This window comes from Bradyrhizobium sp. R2.2-H (genome assembly GCF_004346455.1).
GTDB lineage: Bacteria > Pseudomonadota > Alphaproteobacteria > Rhizobiales > Xanthobacteraceae > Bradyrhizobium > Bradyrhizobium diversitatis.
In genome coordinates this window covers 113,850-135,131 of record NZ_SMBR01000002.1, presented here as the reverse complement: position 1 = coordinate 135,131, position 21,282 = coordinate 113,850, and the positions used below count along the sequence as shown (strand labels likewise).

Below are 21,282 nucleotides of genomic sequence, written 5' to 3'. Positions count from 1 at the left end.
CCGGGCTGCTGGAGACCCAATATACGACGTATTGCCGCCCGGGGGGAACATGCCTCGGGGCGCGGAGTATCGTTAATATTGGGACCTGCCGCCCTCTCCAACCTCGGCCCTACGACAGTTTGACGCTCGCTGCCCTGCGGGCCGGGATGGTCATGGCGGCAACGCCGAGGACGACGCAGGCAAGGCCGATCCAGGCGGTCCGGCTCAAGGTCTCGCCGAGGAAGGCGACGCTGATGGCGACCCCGATGGGAACGCGGAGATAGGCCTGCGCGGTGGTGCCGACCGATCCGAGAGTCTGGATCAGGCGGAAATAGATGGCGAACGCTGCCGCGGTCGAGAACACCGCGAGCGCCGACAGTGCCAGCATGGAGCTCAGCGAAGGTGACAGCGTCCAGGGCTGCTCGAGCGCCAGCGAGGCCGGGATCAAGACCGCGGCGCCTGCCAGCAGCGAGCCGGCAGCAGGCGCCATGGGATCGAGGCCCTTGAAGCTGCGGCCGAAGATCGCGGCGCAGGCGTAGCAGATGGTGGCGGCGACGATGGCGGCCTCGGCGACGAGGCCGCTGCCGATGTCATGAAAGGCATCGGCCCCGACGATCAGTAGGATGCCGGCCATTCCCGCCACGACCCCGAACAGCTTCCGCGGTGTCGTCGTCTCGTGGCGGGTGACGGCCGCCGTGAGCAGGAAGGTGAAGATCGGCCCAGCCGAGTTGAGGATGGTGGCGAGCGCGGCATCGACATGGCGCTCGCCCCAGGCGATCAGCGTCCATGGGATAACGCTGTTGAGCACGGCCTGGAACGCGAAGCGCTGCCAGGTCGCCCTATCCCTCGGCATCCTGATGCCACGTATCCACATGACGGCCAGCAGTAACAGCCCGGCAATCGCGGTGCGCGCCGCGATCAGCGTGATCGGCGGGATGGTGGCAACGCCGAGCTTGATGAAGGTGTAGGAGCCGCCCCAGAGGGTTGCGAGCGCAACCAGCAGGGCCAGCTCGACGGCAATATTGGTGTCCTGACGGTCGTCCATGGCGCGCATTCCTTGCTTTCGCGGTGGAACCTAGCGCCAGTGCGGTCGTCAATACTTCGTCGAGCGTCGAAGTGTTCTAGCCGACAGCCCCCACCTCGAACACCTCTCCGTCATAGCCGGCTTCGCGGGGGATGCGGAGCTGGCGGCCGGCTTCAGTCTTGGTCATCACCGGCATGACCGTGACGATGGACAGGCCGCGGGCGTGCTCCAGCGCCGCGCTCACATTTGGCTGCTTCGCAAGCCGGATCAGATTGCGCGTGGTCGGAAACGGCAGCTTGAAGCGGCCGCTCTCACCGCCCTCCACCGCCTCGCGCGGCGAGACCCAGATCGAATCCGTGGACTCACGGCCATCATGGGCGCCGAGCTGATCGGGCGGAGCTGCCGCGAGGAAGAACCACGTGTCGAACCGCTTTGGCATGCCCTCCGGCGTGATCCAGTGTGCGTAGGGCACGAGCGTGTCCAGCGCGAGCCGGAGGCCATTGTCGGCGAGAATGTCGAGAAAGCTGATCTTGTGCTCGTTGAGCGCGATCCGATGCGCGTCGGCGATCTCGCCGGCACGCTTGGCGTCGACCGGCGCGCCGATATCCTTCGATCGCGCCAGCAGGATGCCGCTCTCTTCAAATGTCTCGCGGATCGCGGCGATACGAAAGCCGCGGTCCGCTTCGCTGAGGCCCTCCCCGCCGGAATACAGGTCCGAGCGCGCGACGATCTCCTTGTCGCCGGCATCGACGCTGCCGCCGGGAAACACCAGCGCGCCCGAGTTGAACTCGATCTGATGATGGCGGACCATCATGAAGACCTCGATGTCCTGTGCGGCACCGTCGCGCAGCAGGAGGATCGTCGACGCGGGGCGCGATGCTGATGTCTCGGCCATTCGACTAACCTGCGGCGCTGGATTGCGGGCCGAGATTGGCGCGCTTGTCGACGCGGGCCACGCGCGACAGCAGGTACTCGACCTCGGCCTTCGCCGTCGCCGTGATGGTAGCGCCGGGCTTGCGCTGGGCGCTGGAAGCGATGACGCCGCGCTTCTGCAGCACGTATTTGCGCACGGCAAGTCCGGCGCCGGGCTGCTGCTCGTAGCGGATCAGCGGCAGATGCGCGTCGAACAGATCGTGCGCGGCGTCGCGCTTGCCTTGCTTCGACAGGCGCACGACATCGATCAGAAGCTCGGGGAAGGCATAGCCGGTCATGGCGCCATCGGCGCCGCGCTCCATCTCGAAATCCAGGAAGAGCCCACCATTGCCGCAGAGGATCGAGAGTGGCCGGAGCGAACCGTCCTTCTGGAAGCTGCGCAGCGCCGAGATCTTCTCCAGGCCCGGCCAGTCCTCGTGCTTGAGCATCACGCAGTTCGGATTGTCCATGACGATCTTGCGGATCACCGCGGGCGTGAACACCACCGACAACGTCAGCGGATAATCCTGAAGCACCCAGGGCACGTCGGGGCCGATCGCTTCCGCCGCCTGCTTGAAATAGCCGATAATCTGATCGTCGGTGCGCAAGCTGGGCGGCGGCGCGATCATCACGCCGGCCGCGCCCGCATCCATCGACGCCTTTGCCAGCGAGCGCATGGTGGCGAAGCCCGGCGCGGAGACGCCGACGATCACCTGCATCTTCTTGGCGCGCTTGACGAAGCGCACCGCCACCTGCTCGGCCTCGGCCGCGTCGAGCTTCGGGGCTTCGCCCATGATGCCGAGCACCGTCACGCCGTCGCAGCCGACCTCCTCGTAGAAATCGGTCAGGCGGTCGATCGAGCGCTCGTCGATCCGGCCGTCGTCGTGGAACGGCGTCGGCGCGATTGCGAAGGTGCCCTTGGCGTCGGCGGTTAGTTTCATCGTCTTTCCTTGTCTCTCTCTATTCGTCATTCCGGGATGGCCCGAAGGGACAGGCCCGGAATCCATAACCACAAGCCGGGGTTATGGATTCTCAGATACGCAATTGCGTATCATAGCTCGCGACTTCGTCGCGCCCCGGAATGACAGCGTAGCTAAAACCGCCGCGCCCCCATCCTGATCTGCTCCTCGGAGAAGAAGATCTCCTTGGCATGATCGGCGATGTCCTGGGCTTTCCAGCCCGTGTGCGGCGGTTTCCAGCCTTCCATTTCCATCATCCGCATTTCGCGCACGCCGCGGGGCCCGGACACGCCCAGCACCTTGCCGGTCTGGTCGCCCGACAAATCGCTGACCATGTATAGCACGGCCGGCGCGATGCCGTCCGGCCCCAGCGCCGCGCCGGGGTTCTCCTTATAGCGGGGCAGGTCTGCGGTCATGCGGGTCAGGGCCCCCGGCGCCAGCGTCCAGACCCGGATGTTGTACTTGCGGCCCTCGATCGCCAGCACGTTGGACAAGCCCCAGATGCCGCCCTTGGCCGCACCGTAGTTGCTTTGGCCGAAATTGCCGATCAGGCCCGAGGTCGAGGAGGTGTTGACGATGACGCCGCCGCCGTTTTCCCGCATCCAGCGAAACACCGGCAGGGTGCAACAAAAGGTGCCCTTCAGGTGGACCTTGATGACCTTGTCCCAGTCGGCCTCGGAGGCCTTGGCGAAGGTCTGGTCGCGCAAAATGCCCGCGTTGTTGACGAGGATGTCGGCACGGCCGAAATGCTTGATGGCGTCGTCGAACACCGACTGGCCGCCCTCCATGGTGGAGATGTCGGCGCCGTTGGCGACCGCCTTGCCGCCCTCGGCCTTGATCGCGTCCACCACAAGCTGCGCCATTGACTTGTCGGCGCCGGAGCCGTCGCGAGGCCCGCCGAGATCGTTGACGACGACCGAGGCCCCTTCCCGCGCGAACAGTCTTGCGTAGGCCTCACCGAGCCCCCCGCCCGCGCCCGTGATCAGCGCAACCTTGCCAGCGAGCAATCCCATGGTGGCTTCTCCCTGTTTGTTCTTCTTCCTTCGCCTCTCCCCGCTTGCGGGGAGAGGCCTGAAATCAAGCGCAGCTTGATTTCAGGGTGAGGGGGAGCCTCCGCGTACTCGCCTGTCACCGTCCCCGGGGAGACTCCCCCTCACCCCACCCTCTCCCCGCAAGCGGGGCGAGGGAACGCGCCGCCGGTGTCCGCCTAACCCAGCACCGTCTTGCCGTTCTTGATCACGGTGACGCCGCGCGACTTCACCTTGGCTTCGAACGAGATCACGTTGCCGTCCTTCCAGAGGTCCATGGTCACGGTCTCGCCGGGATAGACCGGGGAGGAGAACCGCGCGACGTGCTGGCGGAAGGCGCTCGCGTCGTAATCGGCATAGGTCTGGAGCACGCCGCGGCAGGTGATGCCGTAGGTGCACATGCCGTGCAGGATCGGGCGCGGGAAGCCGGCCTTCTTCGCGAACTCCGGATCGGAGTGCAGCGGATTGCGGTCGCCGCAGAGGCGATAGACCAGCGCCTGGTCCGGACGCGTCGTGATGTCGATGGTCTTGTCGGGGCTGCGCGATGGGATCTTGTGCGGATCGGGCTGGGTCAGGTTCGGCCCGCCGAACCCGCCGTCCCCGCGCGCAAAGCGCGAGGCAACCAGCGTCGCCAGCTTCTCGCCCTTTTCGTTCTTCAGCACGGTCTGGTGAACGATGACGACGCCCTTGTCCTTGCCCTTGTCGTAGACTTCGAGCACGGAGGAATCGGCAGTGATGTTGGCGGCGACCGGCAACGGCTGATGAAAGGTGATGTCGCGCTCGCCGTCGACCACCATCACGCGGTTGAGATTCATCTCGCCCGGCCCCGAACCCCAGGCTGCGACGGAGGCGAAGGTCGGCACCACCTTCAGCGGCCGCGGCGTCAGCGTGCCCTCGTTGACGAAGGCGAGCTCCTTCTCGTCCATGGGATCGGCGCCGAGGCCAATGCCGTAGGCGTAGAGCATCACCTCGCGGTCGGTGTAGGCGTATTTCTGGCCGATGTTCTTGAGGGCTTTGAGCTCTTCGTATCTGGCGGACATTTTGTTTGTTTCCTCCCGGATTCTTATGCGCCGCTGCCAGTCGAAGTGCCCTCTCCCCTTGTGGGAGAGGGCCGCGAGAGCCGTGCGGCAAACTCGTTTGGGTGAGGGGTTTGCTCCGCAGTGAATGTCTCTCTGTGGAGAGAAACCCCTCATCCGGCGCTTCGCGCCACCTTCTCCCACAAGGGGGAAGGGAAGATGGCTAGGCTGGCGTGAAGAACGGCAGCGGGGCGCCGTCGGTCGGCTTGAACACCACCTTCACCTTCTGGCCGATCTTCAGCTTCTCGAGATCGCAGTCGACGAAATTGGTCTGCACCGACGGCCCCTCCTTCAGCGTGACATAGCCGATCGCGTAAGGCCCGGTCGGCGATTTCCGCATCAGGCTCCAGGAGTAGATCGTGCCCTCCCCCGACGCCTCCTCCCACACCGTCTTGTCGGAGTAGCAGAACGGGCAGATCGAGCGCGGGAAGTAATGCGCTTCGCCGCAAGCGGTGCAGCGCTTGATCATGAACTTGCCCTCTTTCGCCGCGTCCCAGAACGCCGCGGTTTCCGGGTTCGTCACCGGAGCCGGATATTTCTTCGCTTCACTCATCACACGCGCTCCAGAATGGCCGTCGAGGCGGCGTGGCGGACGCCCAGGAGGCCACCGGTGCCGTGGGCGATGGCGAGATCGCAATTCTTGACCTGCACCTTCGGATGCGCCTCGCCGCGCAGCTGGCGCACGGCCTCGAGGATCTTGGTCATGCCGCCGCGATTGACCGGATGGTTGCTGCAGAGGCCGCCGCCGTCGGTGTTGAACGGCAGCTTGCCGACGCCCGAGATAAGGTTGCCGTCGGCGACGAACTTGCCGCCCTCGCCCTTCTTGCAGAAGCCGAGGTCTTCCAGCTGCATCAAGACCGTGATGGTGAAGCTGTCATAGATCGAAGCGTACTTGATGTCCTTCGGCGTGATGCCGGCTTCCTCGAACGCGCGGGGGCCGGACCAGACGCCGGCGGAGTAAGTGAGATCGAGATCCTTGCCGCCGCGCGGGCCCTTCATCGCCTCGCCATGGCCGATCAGGCGCACCAGAGGCTTCTTCAGGCTCTTGGCAATCTCGGGCGTCGTCACGATCATTGCGCCGCCGCCATCGGAGACGACACAGCAATCCATGCGATGCAGCGGATCGGAGATCATCGGCGAGTTCAGGACGTCCTCGACGGTGACGACGTCCTTGAGCATCGCATGCGGATTGTATTGCGCGTGGTGCGATGCCGCGACCTTGATCCAGGCGAGTTGCTCGGAGGTGGTGCCATAGTCGTGCATATGGCGCATGGCACACATGCCATAGGCATTGTGGGTGGTCGCACCGTAAGCGGATTCGAAATCGACCTCGGCGCCCGCCGCGCGCGGCGGCATCGCGCCGGTGCGCGGCTTGCCGGCGAGCGTAACGAGCGCGATCGAGCATTTGCCCGCGGCGATCGCCTCGGCGGCATGGCCGAGATGGATGATGTAGGAGCAGCCGCCGGTCTCGGTGGAATCAATGTGACGAAGTTTCTTGGTGTTCAGGCCGAGATAATCGACCATCGGCCAGGCGCCGCCCGGCGCGTCGCCCGCGCAGAAATAGCCGTCGATATCGTCCTTGCTGATCCCGGCATCCTCGATCGCGCCCTTGGCGACCTCGGCGTGGAGCTGGGCGGTGGATTTGTCCGGCGCGTGCCGGGTCGGGTGTTCGTAGATCCCGGCAATGTAGGCCTTGCCCTTGATGGTCAAACTTCAGGTCTCCGCTTGCGCTTCTTCTTGCTCGGGTTTTTCTGAACCGCGATGGCCTGATTGGCAAGCGCGGAAATATTCCGTCGCGCGAGAGGGCAGCGGGTCGGCGCAAGTGGGGGCAATGTCTCGTGGCCCGGACGCGCAGCAACGCCCTGGCGTTGCTGCGCAGAGCCGGGACCCATGGGGTCGCGCACCGTCGTTGCAACGTGGGCCCCGGCTTTCCAGCGCACTGCCAAGAGCGCTGCGCTGCGTCCGGGGCACGAGAGATTGCTTTGCAGACACACTTCCGCATCCTCGCGGCATATTTCGCCCGAGTCTTGCGTCCGTCTTGCTCCCTCGGAAAACAGAGGGCGCAGGGAAGACCGGGTGCCGGCTGGGCACCCACGGTCCGCTGTGCGCGAATTGCGCGAAGAACAGATGCACAGCGGCATACAGGTGCGGCCAAACATCCGGCCTTCCCTGCGCAGTGGCTTTACGGCTTATGTCGCGCTCTCCTCGGGGAGCGTTGCACTATTGCCCCCGTCGCCTTGCGAGCGATCGCAAGTCTTGACGCACAGACCCCGGGCGTCAGGACCACACGATTTTGCCGTACGCGAGACCGCGCCCGTCGTGCACGAGAGACAATCGCTCGCGCGACGCAGCCCGCGTCCACCGCCACTCACCCCGCGTTTCGTGACGATCGCGATACGCCCCTCTGAGAGGGATGAGGTGACGGACGAATACGACGATTCCGAATTTCGGTAAAGCGGAATGTTTTTGCGTGCCCGGCTTGACCATGGCATGGGTGTTTTGCCCGACGGGTAGCGCTAGGGATGGTGCTGTAGGATGGGTAAGCCGAAGGCGTAACCCACCGCTTTGTTCTCAGCGGAGGCAGAAGCGGTGGGTTACGCCTCGCGAACGCGCTTTGCGCATTCACAAGGCTAACCCACCCTACAGAACGGGCTACTCCGCCGCGATCTGCCTCGGCGCAGGGGGCGGATTGGCCAAGTCCGCGGCGAGCTGGGCGTAGCGCACCTTGGCGTCCTGAACCGCCTTCTCCTTCACCGGGCCGTAGCCGCGGATGCGGTCGGGCAGCGAGAGCAATTCGACCGCGATGTCGATCGTGACGGGGGACAGCAGGCCGAGCACCGTGGCGACGTCCTTCTCGTAGCCGGTGATCAGGTCGCGCTCGAGCTTGCGATCGGTACTGCGGCCGAAAATGTCGAACGGCGTGCCGCGCAGGAATTTGAACTTTGCCAGCACGCGGAAGACGCTCAGCATCCACGGGCCGAACGCGCGCTTCTTCGGACGTCCCAGCGCATCGACGCCGCGGCTGAGGATCGGCGGCGCCAGATTGAAGTTGAACTTGAAGTCACCTTCGAACTGGTCGCGGAGCTGCTGCTCGAAGGCTCCGTTGGTGTAGAGGCGCGCAACTTCGTACTCGTCCTTGTAGGCGAGGAGCTTGGCATAGTTCACCGCGACCGCCCGCGGCAGGGCATCGTCATAGCCGCCCTGCTTGGCAGCATCGCGAACCTGGTCGACCAGCTTGCGATAACGTCTAGCCAGCCGGCCGTTCTGATAGGCGGTCAGGTGCTTGACGCGATGCTCGATCACCTCGTCGAGCGTCATCGCATCCAGCGTCTTCGGCGCGAGCGCCTCGTCCGTTCCCTTCAGCATGTCGGCGAGACGCTTCGGATCAGCGACCGCGAGGCGGCCGAGGCGGAAGGCTTCCTTGTTCATCTTGATCGAGACGCCGTTGACCTCGATGGCCTGCTCGATCGATTCCGCCGACAGCGGGAACAGCCCTTTCTGGTAGGCGTAGCCCATCATCATCATGTTGGTGGCGATGGCATCGCCGAGCAGCTGCTCGGCCGGCCTGCTGAAATCGAAGAAGACGGAGTCCTTGTGCAGCGCTGTCTCCAGCAATCCGTTCAGCTTGCGGGTCTGGAAGTTGAAGTCGCGGTTGAGGACGAAGTCGGCGGTCGGGATCACGTGGCTGTTGATGATGCCGCGGGTGCGGCTGGTGTCGCAGAGCGAGATCGTGTCCTTGGCGACGGCGACCACCTCGTCAGCCGCGAGCACGAGATCGGCCGTGCCGGTGACGATGCGCGAGCAGGTCACCTCTGCCGGATGATCCGACAGGCGGACATGGCTGAGCACCGCCCCGCCCTTCTGCGCAAGGCCCGACATGTCGAGGATCATCGAGGCCTTGCCCTCGATATGGGCGGCCATGCCGAGCAGCGCGCCGATGGTCAGCACGCCGGTGCCGCCGACGCCGCCGACCGCGATGTTGTAGGGCTTGTCGAGAGTCGGCCGCGAGGCCGGCTCGGGCAGCTCGCCGATCTCGCTGAGCTCGGCCGGCGCACGGTGACGCGGCTTGCCGCCGTCGACGGTGACGAAGGACGGGCAGAAGCCCTTGAGACACGAATAGTCCTTGTTGCAGGAGGACTGGTTGATGGCGCGCTTGCGGCCGAACTCGGTCTCCAGCGGCTCCACCGAGATGCAATTCGACTGCACCGAGCAGTCGCCGCAGCCTTCGCAAACAGCCGGGTTGATCATGACGCGGCGCGCCGGATCCTCCATCAGGCCGCGCTTGCGACGGCGGCGCTTCTCGGCGGCGCAGGTCTGCACGAAGACGATCGCCGAGGTGCCCTTGTACTCGCGGCACATCTTCATGACGCTGTCGAGCTCGTCGCGGTGATACTTCTTCACGCCGGGCGCGATGGTGTCGGCCGGATAGGCCTCGGGCGCCTCCGAGACCAGATAGATCTCGCGGATGCCTTCGGCGTGGAGCTGGAAGGTGATCTGCTGCGGCGAGAGATCGCCGTCATGGCGCTGGCCGCCGGTCATGGCGACGGCGTCGTTGTAGAGGATCTTGTAGGTGATGTTGGTCTTGGAGGCGACCGCCTGGCGAATGGCGAGCAAGCCGGAGTGGAAATAGGTGCCGTCGCCGAGATTGGCGAAGATGTGGTTCTCGTTGGTGAAGGGCGCGATGCCGACCCAGGGCACGCCCTCGCCGCCCATGTGCGTAAAGGTCTCGGTCGAGCGGTCCATCCACAGCGCCATGAAGTGACAGCCGATGCCGGCGAGCGCGCGGCTGCCTTCGGGGACTTTTGTCGAAGTGTTGTGGGGACAGCCGGAGCAGAAGTAGGGAGTGCGGGAGACAGGGACGACCGCCTGCATCTGGGTCGCCTGACGGCCGTTGAACCAATCGGCCTTGACGCGGAGCATCTCCGCGATCTCAGGGTTGAGATTAAGTCGAAGCAGGCGTTCCGTGAGCGAGGTCGCGAGCGAGGCGACGCTGAGCTCTGCGGCGAAGGTCAAAAAGCGCTTGTCGTGCTCGTCCATCTTGCCGACGATGCGCGGGCGAACGTCGTCACGCCAGTTGAACAGCTCCTGCTTGACCTGGTTCTCGACGATCTCGCGGCGCTCCTCGACAATGAAGATCTCTTCGAGCCCGACCGCAAACTGCCGTACGCCTTCCGGCTCCAGCGGCCAGGGCATGCCGATCTTGTAGAGGCGAAGGCCGATCTTGGCGGCGACCTCCTCGGTGATCCCCAACTCGCGCAACGCCTGGCGCACGTCCTCATAGCTCTTGCCCGACGCCATGATGCCGAAGCGGGCGTTCGGCGAATCCATGGTGACGCGGTTGACCTTGTTGGCACGCGCGAAGGCGATGGCGGCAAAGCCCTTGTAGTCCTGCAGGCGCCGGTCCTGCTCGAAGCGGTCGTCGGGCCAGCGCAGGTTGAGACCGCCGGGCGGCAGCTCGAAATCGGTGGGAATGATGAAAGGCTTCATCTCGTCGGTGAGGTCGATCTCGGCCGTGGTCTCCACCGTCTCGGTGATCACCTTCATGCCGACCCAGCAGCCGGAATAGCGCGACATCGCGATGCCGAGCAGGCCCATCTCGATCATCTCGTGGATGCTGGAGGGATAGAGATAGGGCATCAGCGCCGAGATGAAGGCGTGGTCGGACTGATGCGGAACGGTGGAGGATTTTGCGCCGTGGTCGTCGCCGGCAAGGCACAGCACGCCGCCGTTCTTGGCCGAGCCGGCGGCATTGCCGTGGCGGAACACGTCGCCGCAGCGGTCGACGCCCGGGCCCTTGCCGTACCAGATGCCGACCACGCCGTCGTATTTGGCGCCGGGCGAGAGGTTGAGCTGCTGCGAGCCCCAGACGGCGGTGGCCGCGAGGTCCTCGTTCACGCCGGGCTGGAACTTGATGTTGTACTGTTCCAGATGCTTGCGGGCCGCAAAAAGCTGCTGGTCGTAGCCGCCCAGCGGCGAGCCGCGATAGCCGGAGATGAAGCCCGCGGTATTGAGGCCGTTGGCGCGGTCGCGCCGGATCTGGGCCATCGGCAGGCGGACCAGGGCCTGGATGCCCGTGGTGAAGACGTGACCGGTTTCCTGGGTGTATTTTTGATCGAGACTGATCGGACCCTGGTTGATGCCCATGCTGTCCTCGTTTGGCCCTGCTCAGGCCTTTGTTACTTAAGCTCGCTTAAGCCGTTGCCTTCCCGTCGTTTTTAGCTAGGGCGCGCCGACCATCACCGCCACTCTATGTCGGATATTTCATGATCCGCACCACAAATCTGGATGAAAGGGCGCGCCGGGTGAAAATCGCAATTTCGTGGCCGCAAACACGCCGGGCATTTTCAATTTGTGTCACCATACCCCCGCCGTCGCGAAATGAATGGCCGCCCCCGTGGCGCCGATGACGGCGATTGGTCGCAGGAGAGGCCGAGCATGCGGACGATTCTGGCTGTGATCGCGTTGTGCAGTGCAGTTGCTGGCGCGGCCCTTGCCGCCGAGCCATCACCGGAATTGATCGCCTATGGCAAGGCGCTGGTCGAGGCCGGCGACTGCGCGGGCTGTCACACCGCGGATCCGGCCAAACCGTTCGCGGGCGGCAAGCGCATCGACACGCCCTTCGGTGCGATCTATGCGCCAAACCTGACGCCGGACCGCGACACCGGCATCGGCGCCTGGGGGGATGCCGATTTCACCCGTGCGCTGCGCTACGGCATCGCGCCCGACGGCTCGAACTATTACCCGGCCTTCCCTTATCCCTACTTCACCAAAATGACGAAGGACGACACGGTGGCGATCCGCGCCTATCTCGCCACGCTGGCGCCCGTGGCGAGCCGCAACAAGCCGCCGGAACTGCGCTGGCCGTTCGGCTATCGCGGCCTGATGCGGCTGTGGAACGCCATGTATTTCAAGCCCGGCCTGTTCGAGCCGGACCAGAGCGAGAGCGCGGCCTGGAACAGAGGCGGCTATCTCGTCACCGGGCTCGGTCATTGCGGCGCCTGCCACACGCCGAAAAACTATTTCGGCGCCGACAGGGACACGCAGGCGCTATCCGGCAACGGGGTCGGAGGCTGGTTTGCCCCCCGCCTCGATGGCGCCGTCCGCACCGGGCTGAAATCGTGGAGCGAGGAGGACATCGCGGAGTATCTGCAAAGCGGGCGCAACGCCAAAAGCCATGCCGGCGGGCCGATGGCGGAGGTCGTCGTCAACTCGACCGCGAAAATGAGCGATGCCGATGTGCGCGCAATCGCCATTTACCTGAAGAGCCTGCCGTCGACGCGACGCGAGACGATCGTGACGCCGCCTGACGATGCCGAGATGAAGGCCGGCCAGGCCGTCTACGCAAAACTCTGCATCGCCTGCCACGAGGCCGACGGCTCCGGAGCTCCGCGGATCTATCCGCCGCTGCCGGGCAATGCGCTGCTGCAATCCAACAACCCATCCTCCACCTTGCGCATCATCCTCGACGGCGCCCACACCGTGACCACGCCGCGCGCGCCCAACACCGGGGAGATGCCGGGTTATGCCAAACAACTGTCCGACGACGAGATCGCGGCGGTGACGAATTACATCCGCAATTCCTGGGGCAATGCGGGCCTGCTGGTGACGCCGGCCCAGGTGGCGAGGGCGAGGAAGCGAGAGGCGAATGGGGAATAGTGAGTAGCGAATGGCCCAGAACCATTCGCTATTCGCCATTCGCGCTCGACGGCGCTCACCTCTCCTCATCCCCAGTGAACACGAATTTCGGCATCTCCCATCTGTAGTGCACCGCGAGCAGGCGGAAGCTGAGGCCGAGCACGAAGGTCAAGATCGTCCAGAGCTCGGCATGGAGATTGAAGCCGAACGCCGTGGCGTAGAACAAACCCGTGACGACCGAGACGCTGGCATAGAGCTCGGATCGGAACAGCAGCGGCACGTCGTTGCAGAGCACATCGCGCAACACACCGCCGGCGCAGCCCGTCACCATGCCCGAGACGATCACGATCGGCAGCGAGGCATCCATCTGCCAGCCGACGTTGCAGCCGATCATCGTGAAGACGACGAGGCCGATCGCATCGAGCACGATGAAGGCGAGGTGCAGCCGATGCACGAGGCGCGCGATCAGGATCGTCAGCAGCGCCGCCCCGCCCGGCAGTGCAAGGTAGATCGGGTGGGCCACCCATACCAGCGGATAGTGACCGAGGAACAGATCGCGCAGCGTGCCGCCGCCAAGCGCGGTGATGCAGGCGAGAAGACAGACGCCGACATAATCCATGTTGCGCCGCCCCGCGGCCAGCGCGGCCGTCATGCCCTCCGCCGTGATGGCGACGAGGGCCAGAAAGTGCAGCACGCTATCGGTCGGCGGCAGACTCCACATCGGCTTCGTTCCCTCGTCGCGGCCATGGAACTCGCGTCCAGTTCCCGAGCGAACAGGTTCCCGATTCCCGACGTGAGAGCAACATGCGACGAAAGCATTGGGTGGCGCGGAACGGAATCTCGCACCTGAGGGTTGTCTCGACGTCATAACCCGAGGAGATCCAATCGATGGCTGACGACCGTTTTCCCAACGATCCGTACCGCCCGAACCTCGCCGACGATGAGTTTGCTCGCGCGGCGCGCCAGGATGCCGACCTTCAGGCCGATCCCGAACTCAGGGAAGGCCCTGCCTCCAGCGGCAGGATCGCGCTGTTTGCGGTAGCGATCGCCCTGGTGCTGGGCGCCGTGTTCTACGGCTTGAACAATACCACCACGACCAACGAGGCCAGCAACACACCGGCCTCGCAGACTGCGCAGACGCAGCCGACCAATCCGGCGGCGCCTCCCGGCATGCGCGACGTGACCCCGCGCAACAACACCGAGCCGGGCGTGACCACGGGTGCCGCGCCGAGCAGGCCTGCTGCCCCGGCTCCCGATACGCCTGCTGCAAAGCCGGCGCCGGATGCACAGACGCCGGCCAGTGGCGCGAAGTAACGGTTCACAATGAGACGTGAGAGCGGCGGGATGCAACATCCCGCCGCTTTTCGTTTGCCTAGCTGAACATCTTGTTGAGCTCGCCGCCGGAATAGCCGCCGGCAAGCTCTGTGAACGTTCCCTTCTCCGCCATCTCCTTTGCTGCGCGCATGAAGCCGCCCCAGGCGGCGCGGGCGAGCGAGCCCCCCACACTGATGCGGCGCACGCCGAGATCCCGGGCTTCCTGCAGCGACAGGCCGGACGCGCCGATCAGGAGATTGAACGGCTTTGGATGCACCGCCTTCACCACCGCGGCGATGTCCTCGCGGCTCTTCAGGCCCGGCGCGTAGAGACAGTCGGCGCCGGCATCGGCATAAGCGGTCAACCGATCGATGACGAGCTTGAAGTCGGTGACGCCCCACAAGTACGCCTCGCAGCGGCCGACCAGCAGCGTGCCGCTGTCGCCGATCGCCTTGCGCGAGGCCTTGATGCGCTCGACCGCAAGCGCGCTTTCGTAGAGCGGCTTGTCCTTGTCGCCGGTGGAATCCTCGATCGAGAGGCCCGCGACGCCGGTACGCACACAGCGCTCGACATTGTCGGCGACCCTGTCCGGCTCGATCGCAAAGCCGCCCTCGAAGTCGGCGTTCACGGGGATGTCGACGGCCGAGCTCAATGCTGCCAGATGCTGACAGACGTCCTCGACGGTGACGTGATTGTCGGCCTTGCCGATGGTCCAGGCAAAGCCCGCGCTCGAGGACGCGATCGCCTTGAAACCGAGATGCTGCAACGCCTTCGCGCTGCCGACATCGACCGGATTGGGCAGGATGAAGCAGCCGCTCTCGTGCATCTTCCTGAATGTCGCGCGCTTGTCCGCGGTCGTCACGTGCATGTTTCTCTCCCTCGTTGCTGCGCAGAGATAGGCGCGCGTCTTCAAGTGCGCTAGTGGGCGTCGTGCACCGCGCGACTGTCCTTCGGAGCCTGCTCGCGGTCGGTCATGCTGTAATCCCGGATCACGCTGGCGATGCGCAGATGATAGTCCGCGAAGATCTTTGCGCGGCCCTTCGCCTGCGTGTGGCGATGCTCCATCGTGTTGCGCCAGGCCTGCACGGCAGCCTCATCCCGCCAGAACGACACCGACAGGATCTTGCCCTTCTCGGTCAGGCTCTCGAAGCGCTCGACCGAGATGAAGCCGTCGATGGTCTGCAGCAATGGCTTCAGGTCGGCCGCGAGGTCGAAATAGTCCTGGCGGTGTTCCGGCTTGGGCCAGACCTCGAAGATCACGGCGATCATGGGCATCTCCTTGCATTGATGGCCTACAATACCACCTTGCGCAGGAACGTGCGCTCTTCCGCGAGGATGAATTTCTCGGCCTCCGCGAAGTTGAAATTCGCCGTGCCGTCGAGATCGGCGCGCAGCCGTTTGCGATAGGATTCGTACGCTGCAAGGCTCTCAAACGAAATCAAGGCGAACGCGATGTTGTTGGTGCCCTCGTGCGGCATGAAGTAGCCGATCAACTCGCCGCCACATCTCGGGATGATGGTGAGCCAGCGCTTCGAATATTCCTCGAACTGCGCGCGCTTGAACGGATCGAGCTGGTAGCGGATGAAGACGGTGACGGGCATGATGAATCCTGATTTTCTCGTCGAGAACGCAAAGCGACGCCGTCGCCGCTGAAGCACTGGATTGCTTCGCTCTGCTCGCAATGACGTGTTTGCAGATTCACGTTACGCGCTTGCCCGCCCGCGATGCTTCGGCTACCATCGAAGCATGAAATCCGGACCCGACATCGCCATGGTCGCTTCGCTGGTCGGCGACCCCGCCCGCGCCAACATGCTGACCGCGCTGATGAACGGCCGCGCGCTCACCGCGAGCGAGCTGGCGCAGGAGGCCGGCATCACGCCGCAGACCGCAAGCTCGCATCTGTCGAAGCTCGAGGCCGGCGGCCTCGTCGAGCCGGAGAAGCAGGGCCGCCACCGCTATTACCGCCTCACCGATGACGACGTCGCCGGCGTGCTCGAGGGCCTCGCGGGCCTCGCCGCGCGGACAGGCCACATGCGCGTGCGCACCGGACCGAAGGATCCGGCGCTGCGGCGGGCGCGGATCTGTTACGACCATCTCGCCGGCGATCTCGGCGTGCAGATGCTCGACACCATGCGCGAGCGAAACCTGGTCAGGCAGAAGAAGCAGGACATCGAGCTGACGGCCGAGGGCGAGCGCTTCCTCGCCAAGCATCTGCAGATCTCGCCCGAGATGCTGGCTCATCCGCGCCGTCCGGTGTGCAAGGCCTGCCTCGACTGGAGCGAGCGGCGGCACCATCTCGCCGGCACGCTGGGCGCGGCCTTGATGCAGCGTTTCGCCGAGCTGAAATGGGCCTCGCGCGATGCCACGCCCGGCAGCCGCGTGGTGAATTTCACCCGCACCGGCGAGAAGCAGTTCGCCGCGCTGTTCGGCAGCGTGCAGGACTGATCCCGCGGCGCGCGAGGGTTCGCACGTTTGCGTGTGAATGCGCGCTCCTGTCGTGGCCGGGCTTGACCCGGCCATTCATGCGTTTATGGCCACGTCATTCCTCGCAGAGCCGAACCTGGAATCTCGAAGTTCCGGGTTCGATGCTTCGCATCGCCCCGGAACGACATGGCCAACCACGAGACCCCCATGATCCGCATCCTCTCCGCCGCACTCGCGGCCGCCCTCCTCGCTTTCCCCTTCATGCCCACGCGCGCCGCTGACACGCCGCCCCGCGAGCCCTATGGCATCGCGCTCGAAGGCTTTGCCTATCCCTACCCGGTGCATCTCCTGCCTGTTATCAACGACGGCGAGCAGCTCAGCATGGCCTACATGGACGTGTCGCCCGCGCAGCCGAACGGCCGCACCGTCGTGCTGCTGCACGGGCGCAATTTCCCGTCGAGCTATTGGGCCCCCGTGATCAAGATGCTGAGCGAGGCCGGCTTCCGCGTCGTGGTGCCGGACCAGATCGGCTTCGGCAAATCCTCCAAGCCGCAGGGCGAACTGCATTTCGACAATCTGGCGCGCAACACCATCGCGCTGCTCGATCACCTCAAGATCGACAAGGCCGAGATCGTGGCCCACTCGCTCGGCGGCATGCTGGCCGTGCGCATCGCGCGCGCCTATCCCGACCGCGTCGCCCATCTGGTGCTGACCGCGCCGATCGGGCTCGAGGATTACCGCCTCTACGTGCCGCCAACACCGACCGCGAAGATGATCGAGACCGAGGACAAGCTCACGGCCGAAGGCTACCGCAAGCAGCTCCAGACCAATTACGCGATCAAGCTGCCGGCCGAGGCGATCACGCCGTTCATCGATGCCCGATTCAACATCAAGGGCAGCCCCGACTATCCGCGCTGGCTGCGCGCCTTCGTCAGTTCCGGCCAGATGATCTACCGAGAGCCGGTGGCACACGAGATTCCGCTCATCGCGCTGCCCACGCTGTTCATCATGGGGGCCGACGACCACAACGCGCCGGGCCGGCCACTCGCGCCCGAGGCGCTGCGGGCCAAGATGGGGCAGAACGCCGAACTGGCGAAGGCGCTTGCCACCAAGATGCCGAATGCGCGGGCCGAAGTGATCCCGAACACCGGGCATCTCGTCTTCCTGGAGGCGCCCGAGAAGTACAAGGAGCTGGTGCTTGGCTTTCTCGGCCGCTAGCGACACTTGCGTGTCGTCTGAGGCAGGATGTGCAGACCGTTCATGCCGCATTCAGGTCATGATTGGCAGGTTTGGATCGCAACGTGTCGGCACGCCCCAGATTTAACGTGTCGAATCGTGTCTCTTGATTCATTGTGCGCCGCAAGCGCCATTCCCCTAGCCTGCCTAAGGACGAGAAGGAAGATCCAATGAAATACTTGTTTGCCGCCGTCATGCTCGCCAGTGCGGTCGTCGGTTTCAGCGAGGTGGCCAGCGCCGCCGGCGGTTGCGGCCCGGGTTGGTATCGCGGCTCCTATGGCGGCTGCCGTCCGATGCGCGGCCCCGTCGTCGTTCGCCGCGCCCCGGTCGTGGTCGCCCCGGCGCCGGTCGTCGTTGTGCCTCGCGCACGCGTGTGCCCCTACGGCTTCCGCTGGTACGCCGGCCGCTGCCGCCCGTTCTGAGCTCGTCCATTTGCGTTACTGAATGGCCGCGCGGCGGAAGCCTGCGCGGCCATTTTTTTGAGTTGCTGCCAACGCTTCGTCGCCATGGACTTGGGGCGCCTCCAGAATCGAAACGGGGACCGCCTGCGGCGATCCCCGTCCAACCCACGAACGTCGCGAGCTTACCAGTGATGACGGCGGTGCCAGCGGCGGCGATGCCGGCGCCAATGACGGCGGCGCCAGCCCCAGTGGCGGTGATGGCCGTAGTGAACCTGCTCCGGCGCCAGCTTGGCGGCTTCCTCGCTGGTGGTGACCGCGGGATGAGCGTCGGAATTGCCCTGAGGCGTACGGGCGGGATCACCGACCGGCTGCGGTGACAGCGGCGCGGCCTGCGCGGCCGTTGCGGCGAAGGCCGCGGCGCCCGCTGTCACCCCCAATGCAAGTTTCAAAAAGTTCCGGCGCTCCATCATTTCTTCCTTTGGTCATCGTGACTGTGATGCAGAGGAAGTGTCGCGTTCACGACATGAACCGAAGCTGAATCGCGCGTTCAGATTTGTTGAGCCGCGGATGTCCCGCTTATTTCGCAAACTCCTGCGCCAGCACCAGCGTTTCGCGCGCGCGCTTCACGTCGGGCCAGTCGCGATTGAAGTCGGCGACGAGCTTTTGTAGCGCGTCACCTTTCAGCATCGCATTCAGCTTGGCCTCGTCATCGAACTGATACATCGCCTGGTGCAGCGAAGGATCGTCCAGGCTCCAGAACCGCCAGGCCTTGCTCACGCCGAACGCCTTCACCGCATCGGGCAGGTGTTCCGTCTCGTACCATCGGTCGAAGGCGGCGCGCTTGCTGGCGTCGGTGACGGTGGCGCGGACGACGAAGAAGGCAGCGGGCATCGGGTTTCCTCCTGTTGCTTGAGGCAAGCTTAGCCGGTTGAGCCGACGACGACAAAAAATGCCGGCCCCGATGTCGGAACGGGCGCCCTTCGCTCGTCCTTTGCTTCGAACACGGAGACAGCAAATGACCGACCTCACCCTGACCACCTTCAATTGGGTTCCCGAAGCACCGCGAGGCTTTGTGCGCGACCTTCGTGTGCGCTGGGCCCTCGAAGAGGCGGCGCTGCCCTATCGCGTCGCAAGCGCCCCGTTCGACGATCGCGGGCCTGCGCATTTCGCGCACCAGCCGTTCGGCCAGGTGCCGTGGCTGACCGACGGCGACATCTCGATCTTCGAGACCGGTGCGATCCTGCTGCATCTCGGTGGGCTCAGCGAGAAGCTGATGCCATCCGATCCGCGCGGCCGCGCCAAGACAACGGAATGGGTGTTCGCGGCGCTCAATTCAGTGGAGATGGCGAGCCTGCCCTGGGGAATGTCGCAGTTCATGGGACATCCGACCGACACGGCAGCGTGGAAATTCGTGGACGACTTCCTCAAGCTTCGGCTGAAGCATCTCGAGCCGGTGCTGGCCGGCCGCGAATGGCTGGCGGGCTCGTTCTCGGTCGCCGACATCCTGATGGCGGACGTGCTGCGCGTCGTCGATGGCTTCGGCGGCCTGGCGGACAGTCCCGCCTGCCGCGCCTACGTCGCGCGTGCCATCGGCCGCCCGGCGTTCGCCAAGGCGCACGCCGACCAGATGGCGCATTTCGCCGCGGCGGATAAGGTGCGGGGAACGTGATGTGTCTCACACAATTGATTTAGGGCCCGGCTTACAGTCGTCGCCAACGGAAGGACGCCATTCGACAGGTGATACATGACCCGCATCGAATATCTCAAGCAACAGATCGCCCGCGCCGAGCGGCTGGCAAAAGCCATCCTGGACCGCCAGACCTCCGATCGGCTTCAAGCTTTCGCCGCCGAATGCCGCGCGGAATTGTCGGAGATGACAGTCAAGCAGGCCGCGTGAGAGGTGCCGGGGAGATACGTAGGGCGGATTAGCGCTAGCGTAATCCGCCGCTTTTCCATCCCGGTGATGCATACCTTGGTGGATTACGCTGTCGCTAATCCGCCCTACGCGTCACACCAACTTCAGCGGCGCATCGGCGACGACCCGCAGATCGATGCGCCCGATCAACGCCGCACGCCGCGCCTCCGCAACACTGATGGCCTCGTCCGTCTGCCGCAGCGTCGAGACGTTCGAGCCGAGGGAGACGATCCCGCCCAGCACCAGGGCAATTGATCCCAGGGCCGCGGTCTGACCGAAGCCGAACAGACCGAGGATCGTAACCAACAGCAGCGCGGCACCAACACCGATGGCAATCTTGGAAGCCAGGATGTACTTCCGGCACCGCTCGGCGATCTCGGCGAGTTGCTCGATGCGATCTTCGATGTCGGAGATTTCGTCGGTCGGATCGTCTTCGGTCATAGGGCTTCGGATCTGGGAGCTTGCTTACGAATAAGGCCAGCGCCAAGGGTTGTTCTTAGCTGGGTAGTTTCCCGCCAACCGATCTATAGAATTCCGCGAGTTGGTTCGCCAACAATGAGGCCAGCAAATCTTCCATTTTCGAGACATCGATCCGGCCACCATCGCGAAAAGCCAAATCGGCCGCATCCAAGGCATCAAAATAGGGCCGCCGGTTGTCGACTATTTGATCTGGAATCGTCGGGGTGCCCGGCAAAAGAGTGCCAGCCCGAATTGAGAGCACAACGTACGAGACAATTCGGGAAGTGCGCCCATTCCCATCCGCGAACGGATGAATCCAATTTAGCCGCCACATGACATAAGCAGCTAGATGAATCGGCGTGCTGAGTTCCCAGTGATCATTGACGTAGTCGCACATATCCTCAATGAGCTCTGGGACCAGATGTGCGCCGACAGGCTCATGCTTGCTTCCCTCGATGGCAACGCCACCAGGGCGATAGTTGCCGGCGTAAGAGCTGATACCCGCCAAGGCTTCCCGTTGCAGACCGAGGATGAGCGAGGGACGAAGTTTGAATGAGCCCCGTTCAAGGGCAGTCTGGATCACGCCAATAGCCGCGTCGTACTGACGGAACCCATTCCGGGCTTCCGCCGCAGCCTTCGCTTGCGGATCTGTAATCAACTCAGGTTCGAGCGCCCGGCTATCACGCCGTTCGCGCTCGTCGCTTGTCACTTCTTTTCCTTGGCCAATTTCTCGGCCTCACGATCCACCATTTCTCGCGTTATGAGCGCATTTTCGAAATGGGTATTGCCATATACGAAGCTGCGCCGCTGCTCCTCCCGGTGTTCCGGGGATGGATTCGCGGTTTTTGCAGCCTCGATGAGTTTCTTGAGAGCGTCGGTCATGCCGTCAATATAGTCGAATCGGCTCGACCGCACCACGC

The 21,282-nt window shown here is 64.5% G+C and carries 24 protein-coding genes; 7 read left to right on the top strand and 17 right to left on the bottom strand.

What is annotated here, in order from left to right:
* Nucleotides 1-109 precede the first annotated feature (109 nt).
* The 8 genes from EDE08_RS04765 to EDE08_RS04725 all read right to left on the bottom strand — a co-directional run bounded on the left by EDE08_RS04765 (nucleotide 110) and on the right by EDE08_RS04725 (nucleotide 11,122).
* Complete coding sequence (locus EDE08_RS04765) at nucleotides 110-1,024, bottom strand: DMT family transporter (protein ID WP_131867676.1); 915 nt, start codon at nucleotides 1,022-1,024, stop codon at nucleotides 110-112.
* Between the two features lie 76 nt (nucleotides 1,025-1,100).
* Nucleotides 1,101-1,898, bottom strand: a complete 798-nt coding sequence (locus tag EDE08_RS04760; protein ID WP_131867674.1) for an NUDIX hydrolase — start codon at nucleotides 1,896-1,898, stop codon at nucleotides 1,101-1,103.
* Between the two features lie 4 nt (nucleotides 1,899-1,902).
* A complete protein-coding gene (locus EDE08_RS04755) occupies nucleotides 1,903-2,856 on the bottom strand; it encodes a dihydrodipicolinate synthase family protein (protein ID WP_131867672.1) in 954 nt (317 codons plus the stop codon).
* Between the two features lie 152 nt (nucleotides 2,857-3,008).
* The gene (locus EDE08_RS04750) at nucleotides 3,009-3,887 is read right to left on the bottom strand and encodes an SDR family oxidoreductase (protein WP_131867670.1); all 879 of its coding nucleotides are present in this window, start codon (nucleotides 3,885-3,887) and stop codon (nucleotides 3,009-3,011) included.
* A gap of 194 nt (nucleotides 3,888-4,081) precedes the next feature.
* Nucleotides 4,082-4,942, bottom strand: coding sequence for a MaoC family dehydratase (locus EDE08_RS04745; protein ID WP_165935766.1), 861 nt, complete (start codon nucleotides 4,940-4,942; stop codon nucleotides 4,082-4,084).
* Between the two features lie 199 nt (nucleotides 4,943-5,141).
* Entirely contained in the window at nucleotides 5,142-5,531 is a 390-nt protein-coding gene (locus EDE08_RS04740; RefSeq protein WP_131867666.1) for a Zn-ribbon domain-containing OB-fold protein, read from the bottom strand.
* Entirely contained in the window at nucleotides 5,531-6,688 is a 1,158-nt protein-coding gene (locus EDE08_RS04735; RefSeq protein ID WP_131867664.1) for a thiolase family protein, read from the bottom strand. Before EDE08_RS04735 ends, EDE08_RS04740 begins: the two co-directional genes overlap by 1 nt.
* 942 nt (nucleotides 6,689-7,630) lie before the next feature.
* Nucleotides 7,631-11,122: an indolepyruvate ferredoxin oxidoreductase family protein gene (locus EDE08_RS04725; RefSeq protein WP_131867660.1), complete on the bottom strand. Its 3,492-nt coding sequence runs from the start codon at nucleotides 11,120-11,122 to the stop codon at nucleotides 7,631-7,633.
* A 291-nt stretch (nucleotides 11,123-11,413) separates the two neighbouring features.
* Here EDE08_RS04725 and EDE08_RS04720 point away from each other — a divergent pair, with 291 nt between their 5' ends.
* Nucleotides 11,414-12,634, top strand: a complete 1,221-nt coding sequence (locus EDE08_RS04720) for a c-type cytochrome (protein WP_131867658.1) — start codon at nucleotides 11,414-11,416, stop codon at nucleotides 12,632-12,634.
* A 55-nt stretch (nucleotides 12,635-12,689) separates the two neighbouring features.
* On the opposite strand, the gene EDE08_RS04715 is transcribed toward EDE08_RS04720, so the two are convergent.
* Nucleotides 12,690-13,334, bottom strand: a complete 645-nt coding sequence (locus EDE08_RS04715; protein WP_131867657.1) for a trimeric intracellular cation channel family protein — start codon at nucleotides 13,332-13,334, stop codon at nucleotides 12,690-12,692.
* Nucleotides 13,335-13,501: 167 nt separating this feature from the next.
* On the opposite strand from EDE08_RS04715, the gene EDE08_RS04710 reads away from it, so the two are divergent.
* A complete protein-coding gene (locus EDE08_RS04710; RefSeq protein ID WP_131867655.1) occupies nucleotides 13,502-13,927 on the top strand; it encodes a hypothetical protein in 426 nt (141 codons plus the stop codon).
* A gap of 58 nt (nucleotides 13,928-13,985) precedes the next feature.
* On the opposite strand, the gene EDE08_RS04705 is transcribed toward EDE08_RS04710, so the two are convergent.
* The 3 genes from EDE08_RS04705 to EDE08_RS04695 are packed head-to-tail and all read right to left on the bottom strand — an operon-like array spanning nucleotide 13,986 to nucleotide 15,528.
* Nucleotides 13,986-14,795 (bottom strand): isocitrate lyase/PEP mutase family protein, encoded by an 810-nt coding sequence (locus tag EDE08_RS04705; protein ID WP_131867653.1) that lies wholly within the window; start codon nucleotides 14,793-14,795, stop codon nucleotides 13,986-13,988.
* 50 nt (nucleotides 14,796-14,845) lie between these two features.
* Nucleotides 14,846-15,196, bottom strand: a complete 351-nt coding sequence (locus tag EDE08_RS04700) for an antibiotic biosynthesis monooxygenase family protein (RefSeq protein ID WP_131867651.1) — start codon at nucleotides 15,194-15,196, stop codon at nucleotides 14,846-14,848.
* Nucleotides 15,197-15,219: 23 nt separating this feature from the next.
* Nucleotides 15,220-15,528: an NIPSNAP family protein gene (locus EDE08_RS04695; RefSeq protein WP_131867649.1), complete on the bottom strand. Its 309-nt coding sequence runs from the start codon at nucleotides 15,526-15,528 to the stop codon at nucleotides 15,220-15,222.
* A 145-nt stretch (nucleotides 15,529-15,673) separates the two neighbouring features.
* On the opposite strand from EDE08_RS04695, the gene EDE08_RS04690 reads away from it, so the two are divergent.
* The 3 genes from EDE08_RS04690 (at nucleotide 15,674) to EDE08_RS04680 (ending at nucleotide 18,009) form a co-directional block, all read left to right on the top strand.
* A complete protein-coding gene (locus EDE08_RS04690) occupies nucleotides 15,674-16,372 on the top strand; it encodes an ArsR family transcriptional regulator (RefSeq protein WP_165935767.1) in 699 nt (232 codons plus the stop codon).
* 186 nt (nucleotides 16,373-16,558) lie between these two features.
* Nucleotides 16,559-17,569, top strand: coding sequence for an alpha/beta fold hydrolase (locus tag EDE08_RS04685; RefSeq protein WP_165935768.1), 1,011 nt, complete (start codon nucleotides 16,559-16,561; stop codon nucleotides 17,567-17,569).
* A gap of 188 nt (nucleotides 17,570-17,757) precedes the next feature.
* Nucleotides 17,758-18,009, top strand: coding sequence for a GCG_CRPN prefix-to-repeats domain-containing protein (locus EDE08_RS04680; RefSeq protein WP_165935769.1), 252 nt, complete (start codon nucleotides 17,758-17,760; stop codon nucleotides 18,007-18,009).
* A gap of 161 nt (nucleotides 18,010-18,170) precedes the next feature.
* On the opposite strand, the gene EDE08_RS04675 is transcribed toward EDE08_RS04680, so the two are convergent.
* Nucleotides 18,171-18,455 carry a twin-arginine translocation signal domain-containing protein gene (locus EDE08_RS04675; protein ID WP_131868306.1) on the bottom strand — a complete coding sequence of 95 codons (285 nt, stop codon included), beginning with the start codon at nucleotides 18,453-18,455 and terminating at the stop codon, nucleotides 18,171-18,173.
* 109 nt (nucleotides 18,456-18,564) lie between these two features.
* Nucleotides 18,565-18,879, bottom strand: coding sequence for a hypothetical protein (locus tag EDE08_RS04670; protein WP_165935770.1), 315 nt, complete (start codon nucleotides 18,877-18,879; stop codon nucleotides 18,565-18,567).
* Nucleotides 18,880-19,003: 124 nt separating this feature from the next.
* Here EDE08_RS04670 and EDE08_RS04665 point away from each other — a divergent pair, with 124 nt between their 5' ends.
* Together EDE08_RS04665 and EDE08_RS38220 are read left to right on the top strand one after the other, a co-directional pair.
* Complete coding sequence (locus EDE08_RS04665) at nucleotides 19,004-19,657, top strand: glutathione S-transferase family protein (protein WP_131867640.1); 654 nt, start codon at nucleotides 19,004-19,006, stop codon at nucleotides 19,655-19,657.
* A 75-nt stretch (nucleotides 19,658-19,732) separates the two neighbouring features.
* Entirely contained in the window at nucleotides 19,733-19,885 is a 153-nt protein-coding gene (locus EDE08_RS38220; protein ID WP_165935771.1) for a hypothetical protein, read from the top strand.
* A gap of 111 nt (nucleotides 19,886-19,996) precedes the next feature.
* Here the strand turns inward: EDE08_RS38220 and EDE08_RS04660 are convergent, their stop codons facing one another.
* Genes EDE08_RS04660 through EDE08_RS04650 form a run of 3 tightly spaced genes read right to left on the bottom strand, consistent with a single transcriptional unit; the run spans nucleotide 19,997 to nucleotide 21,280 of the window.
* Nucleotides 19,997-20,344, bottom strand: a complete 348-nt coding sequence (locus EDE08_RS04660; RefSeq protein WP_131867638.1) for a hypothetical protein — start codon at nucleotides 20,342-20,344, stop codon at nucleotides 19,997-19,999.
* A 55-nt stretch (nucleotides 20,345-20,399) separates the two neighbouring features.
* Nucleotides 20,400-21,071 (bottom strand): Fic family protein, encoded by a 672-nt coding sequence (locus EDE08_RS04655; protein WP_131867636.1) that lies wholly within the window; start codon nucleotides 21,069-21,071, stop codon nucleotides 20,400-20,402.
* Nucleotides 21,068-21,280 (bottom strand): hypothetical protein, encoded by a 213-nt coding sequence (locus EDE08_RS04650; RefSeq protein WP_131867634.1) that lies wholly within the window; start codon nucleotides 21,278-21,280, stop codon nucleotides 21,068-21,070. Before EDE08_RS04650 ends, EDE08_RS04655 begins: the two co-directional genes overlap by 4 nt.
* Nucleotides 21,281-21,282 lie beyond the last annotated feature (2 nt).

Bases quoted from the DNA above. Each gene is read 5' to 3' on its own strand.
- EDE08_RS04765 (WP_131867676.1), bottom strand. From the start codon at position 1,024: ATGGACGACCGTCAGGACACCAATATTGCCGTCGAGCTGGCCCTGCTG.
- EDE08_RS04760 (WP_131867674.1), bottom strand. From the start codon at position 1,898: ATGGCCGAGACATCAGCATCGCGCCCCGCGTCGACGATCCTCCTGCTG.
- EDE08_RS04755 (WP_131867672.1), bottom strand. From the start codon at position 2,856: ATGAAACTAACCGCCGACGCCAAGGGCACCTTCGCAATCGCGCCGACG.
- EDE08_RS04750 (WP_131867670.1), bottom strand. From the start codon at position 3,887: ATGGGATTGCTCGCTGGCAAGGTTGCGCTGATCACGGGCGCGGGCGGG.
- EDE08_RS04745 (WP_165935766.1), bottom strand. From the start codon at position 4,942: ATGTCCGCCAGATACGAAGAGCTCAAAGCCCTCAAGAACATCGGCCAG.
- EDE08_RS04740 (WP_131867666.1), bottom strand. From the start codon at position 5,531: ATGAGTGAAGCGAAGAAATATCCGGCTCCGGTGACGAACCCGGAAACC.
- EDE08_RS04725 (WP_131867660.1), bottom strand. From the start codon at position 11,122: ATGGGCATCAACCAGGGTCCGATCAGTCTCGATCAAAAATACACCCAG.
- EDE08_RS04720 (WP_131867658.1), top strand. From the start codon at position 11,414: ATGCGGACGATTCTGGCTGTGATCGCGTTGTGCAGTGCAGTTGCTGGC.
- EDE08_RS04715 (WP_131867657.1), bottom strand. From the start codon at position 13,334: ATGTGGAGTCTGCCGCCGACCGATAGCGTGCTGCACTTTCTGGCCCTC.
- EDE08_RS04710 (WP_131867655.1), top strand. From the start codon at position 13,502: ATGGCTGACGACCGTTTTCCCAACGATCCGTACCGCCCGAACCTCGCC.
- EDE08_RS04705 (WP_131867653.1), bottom strand. From the start codon at position 14,795: ATGCACGTGACGACCGCGGACAAGCGCGCGACATTCAGGAAGATGCAC.
- EDE08_RS04700 (WP_131867651.1), bottom strand. From the start codon at position 15,196: ATGATCGCCGTGATCTTCGAGGTCTGGCCCAAGCCGGAACACCGCCAG.
- EDE08_RS04695 (WP_131867649.1), bottom strand. From the start codon at position 15,528: ATGCCCGTCACCGTCTTCATCCGCTACCAGCTCGATCCGTTCAAGCGC.
- EDE08_RS04690 (WP_165935767.1), top strand. From the start codon at position 15,674: ATGAAATCCGGACCCGACATCGCCATGGTCGCTTCGCTGGTCGGCGAC.
- EDE08_RS04685 (WP_165935768.1), top strand. From the start codon at position 16,559: ATGATCCGCATCCTCTCCGCCGCACTCGCGGCCGCCCTCCTCGCTTTC.
- EDE08_RS04680 (WP_165935769.1), top strand. From the start codon at position 17,758: ATGAAATACTTGTTTGCCGCCGTCATGCTCGCCAGTGCGGTCGTCGGT.
- EDE08_RS04675 (WP_131868306.1), bottom strand. From the start codon at position 18,455: ATGGAGCGCCGGAACTTTTTGAAACTTGCATTGGGGGTGACAGCGGGC.
- EDE08_RS04670 (WP_165935770.1), bottom strand. From the start codon at position 18,879: ATGCCCGCTGCCTTCTTCGTCGTCCGCGCCACCGTCACCGACGCCAGC.
- EDE08_RS04665 (WP_131867640.1), top strand. From the start codon at position 19,004: ATGACCGACCTCACCCTGACCACCTTCAATTGGGTTCCCGAAGCACCG.
- EDE08_RS38220 (WP_165935771.1), top strand. From the start codon at position 19,733: ATGACCCGCATCGAATATCTCAAGCAACAGATCGCCCGCGCCGAGCGG.
- EDE08_RS04660 (WP_131867638.1), bottom strand. From the start codon at position 20,344: ATGACCGAAGACGATCCGACCGACGAAATCTCCGACATCGAAGATCGC.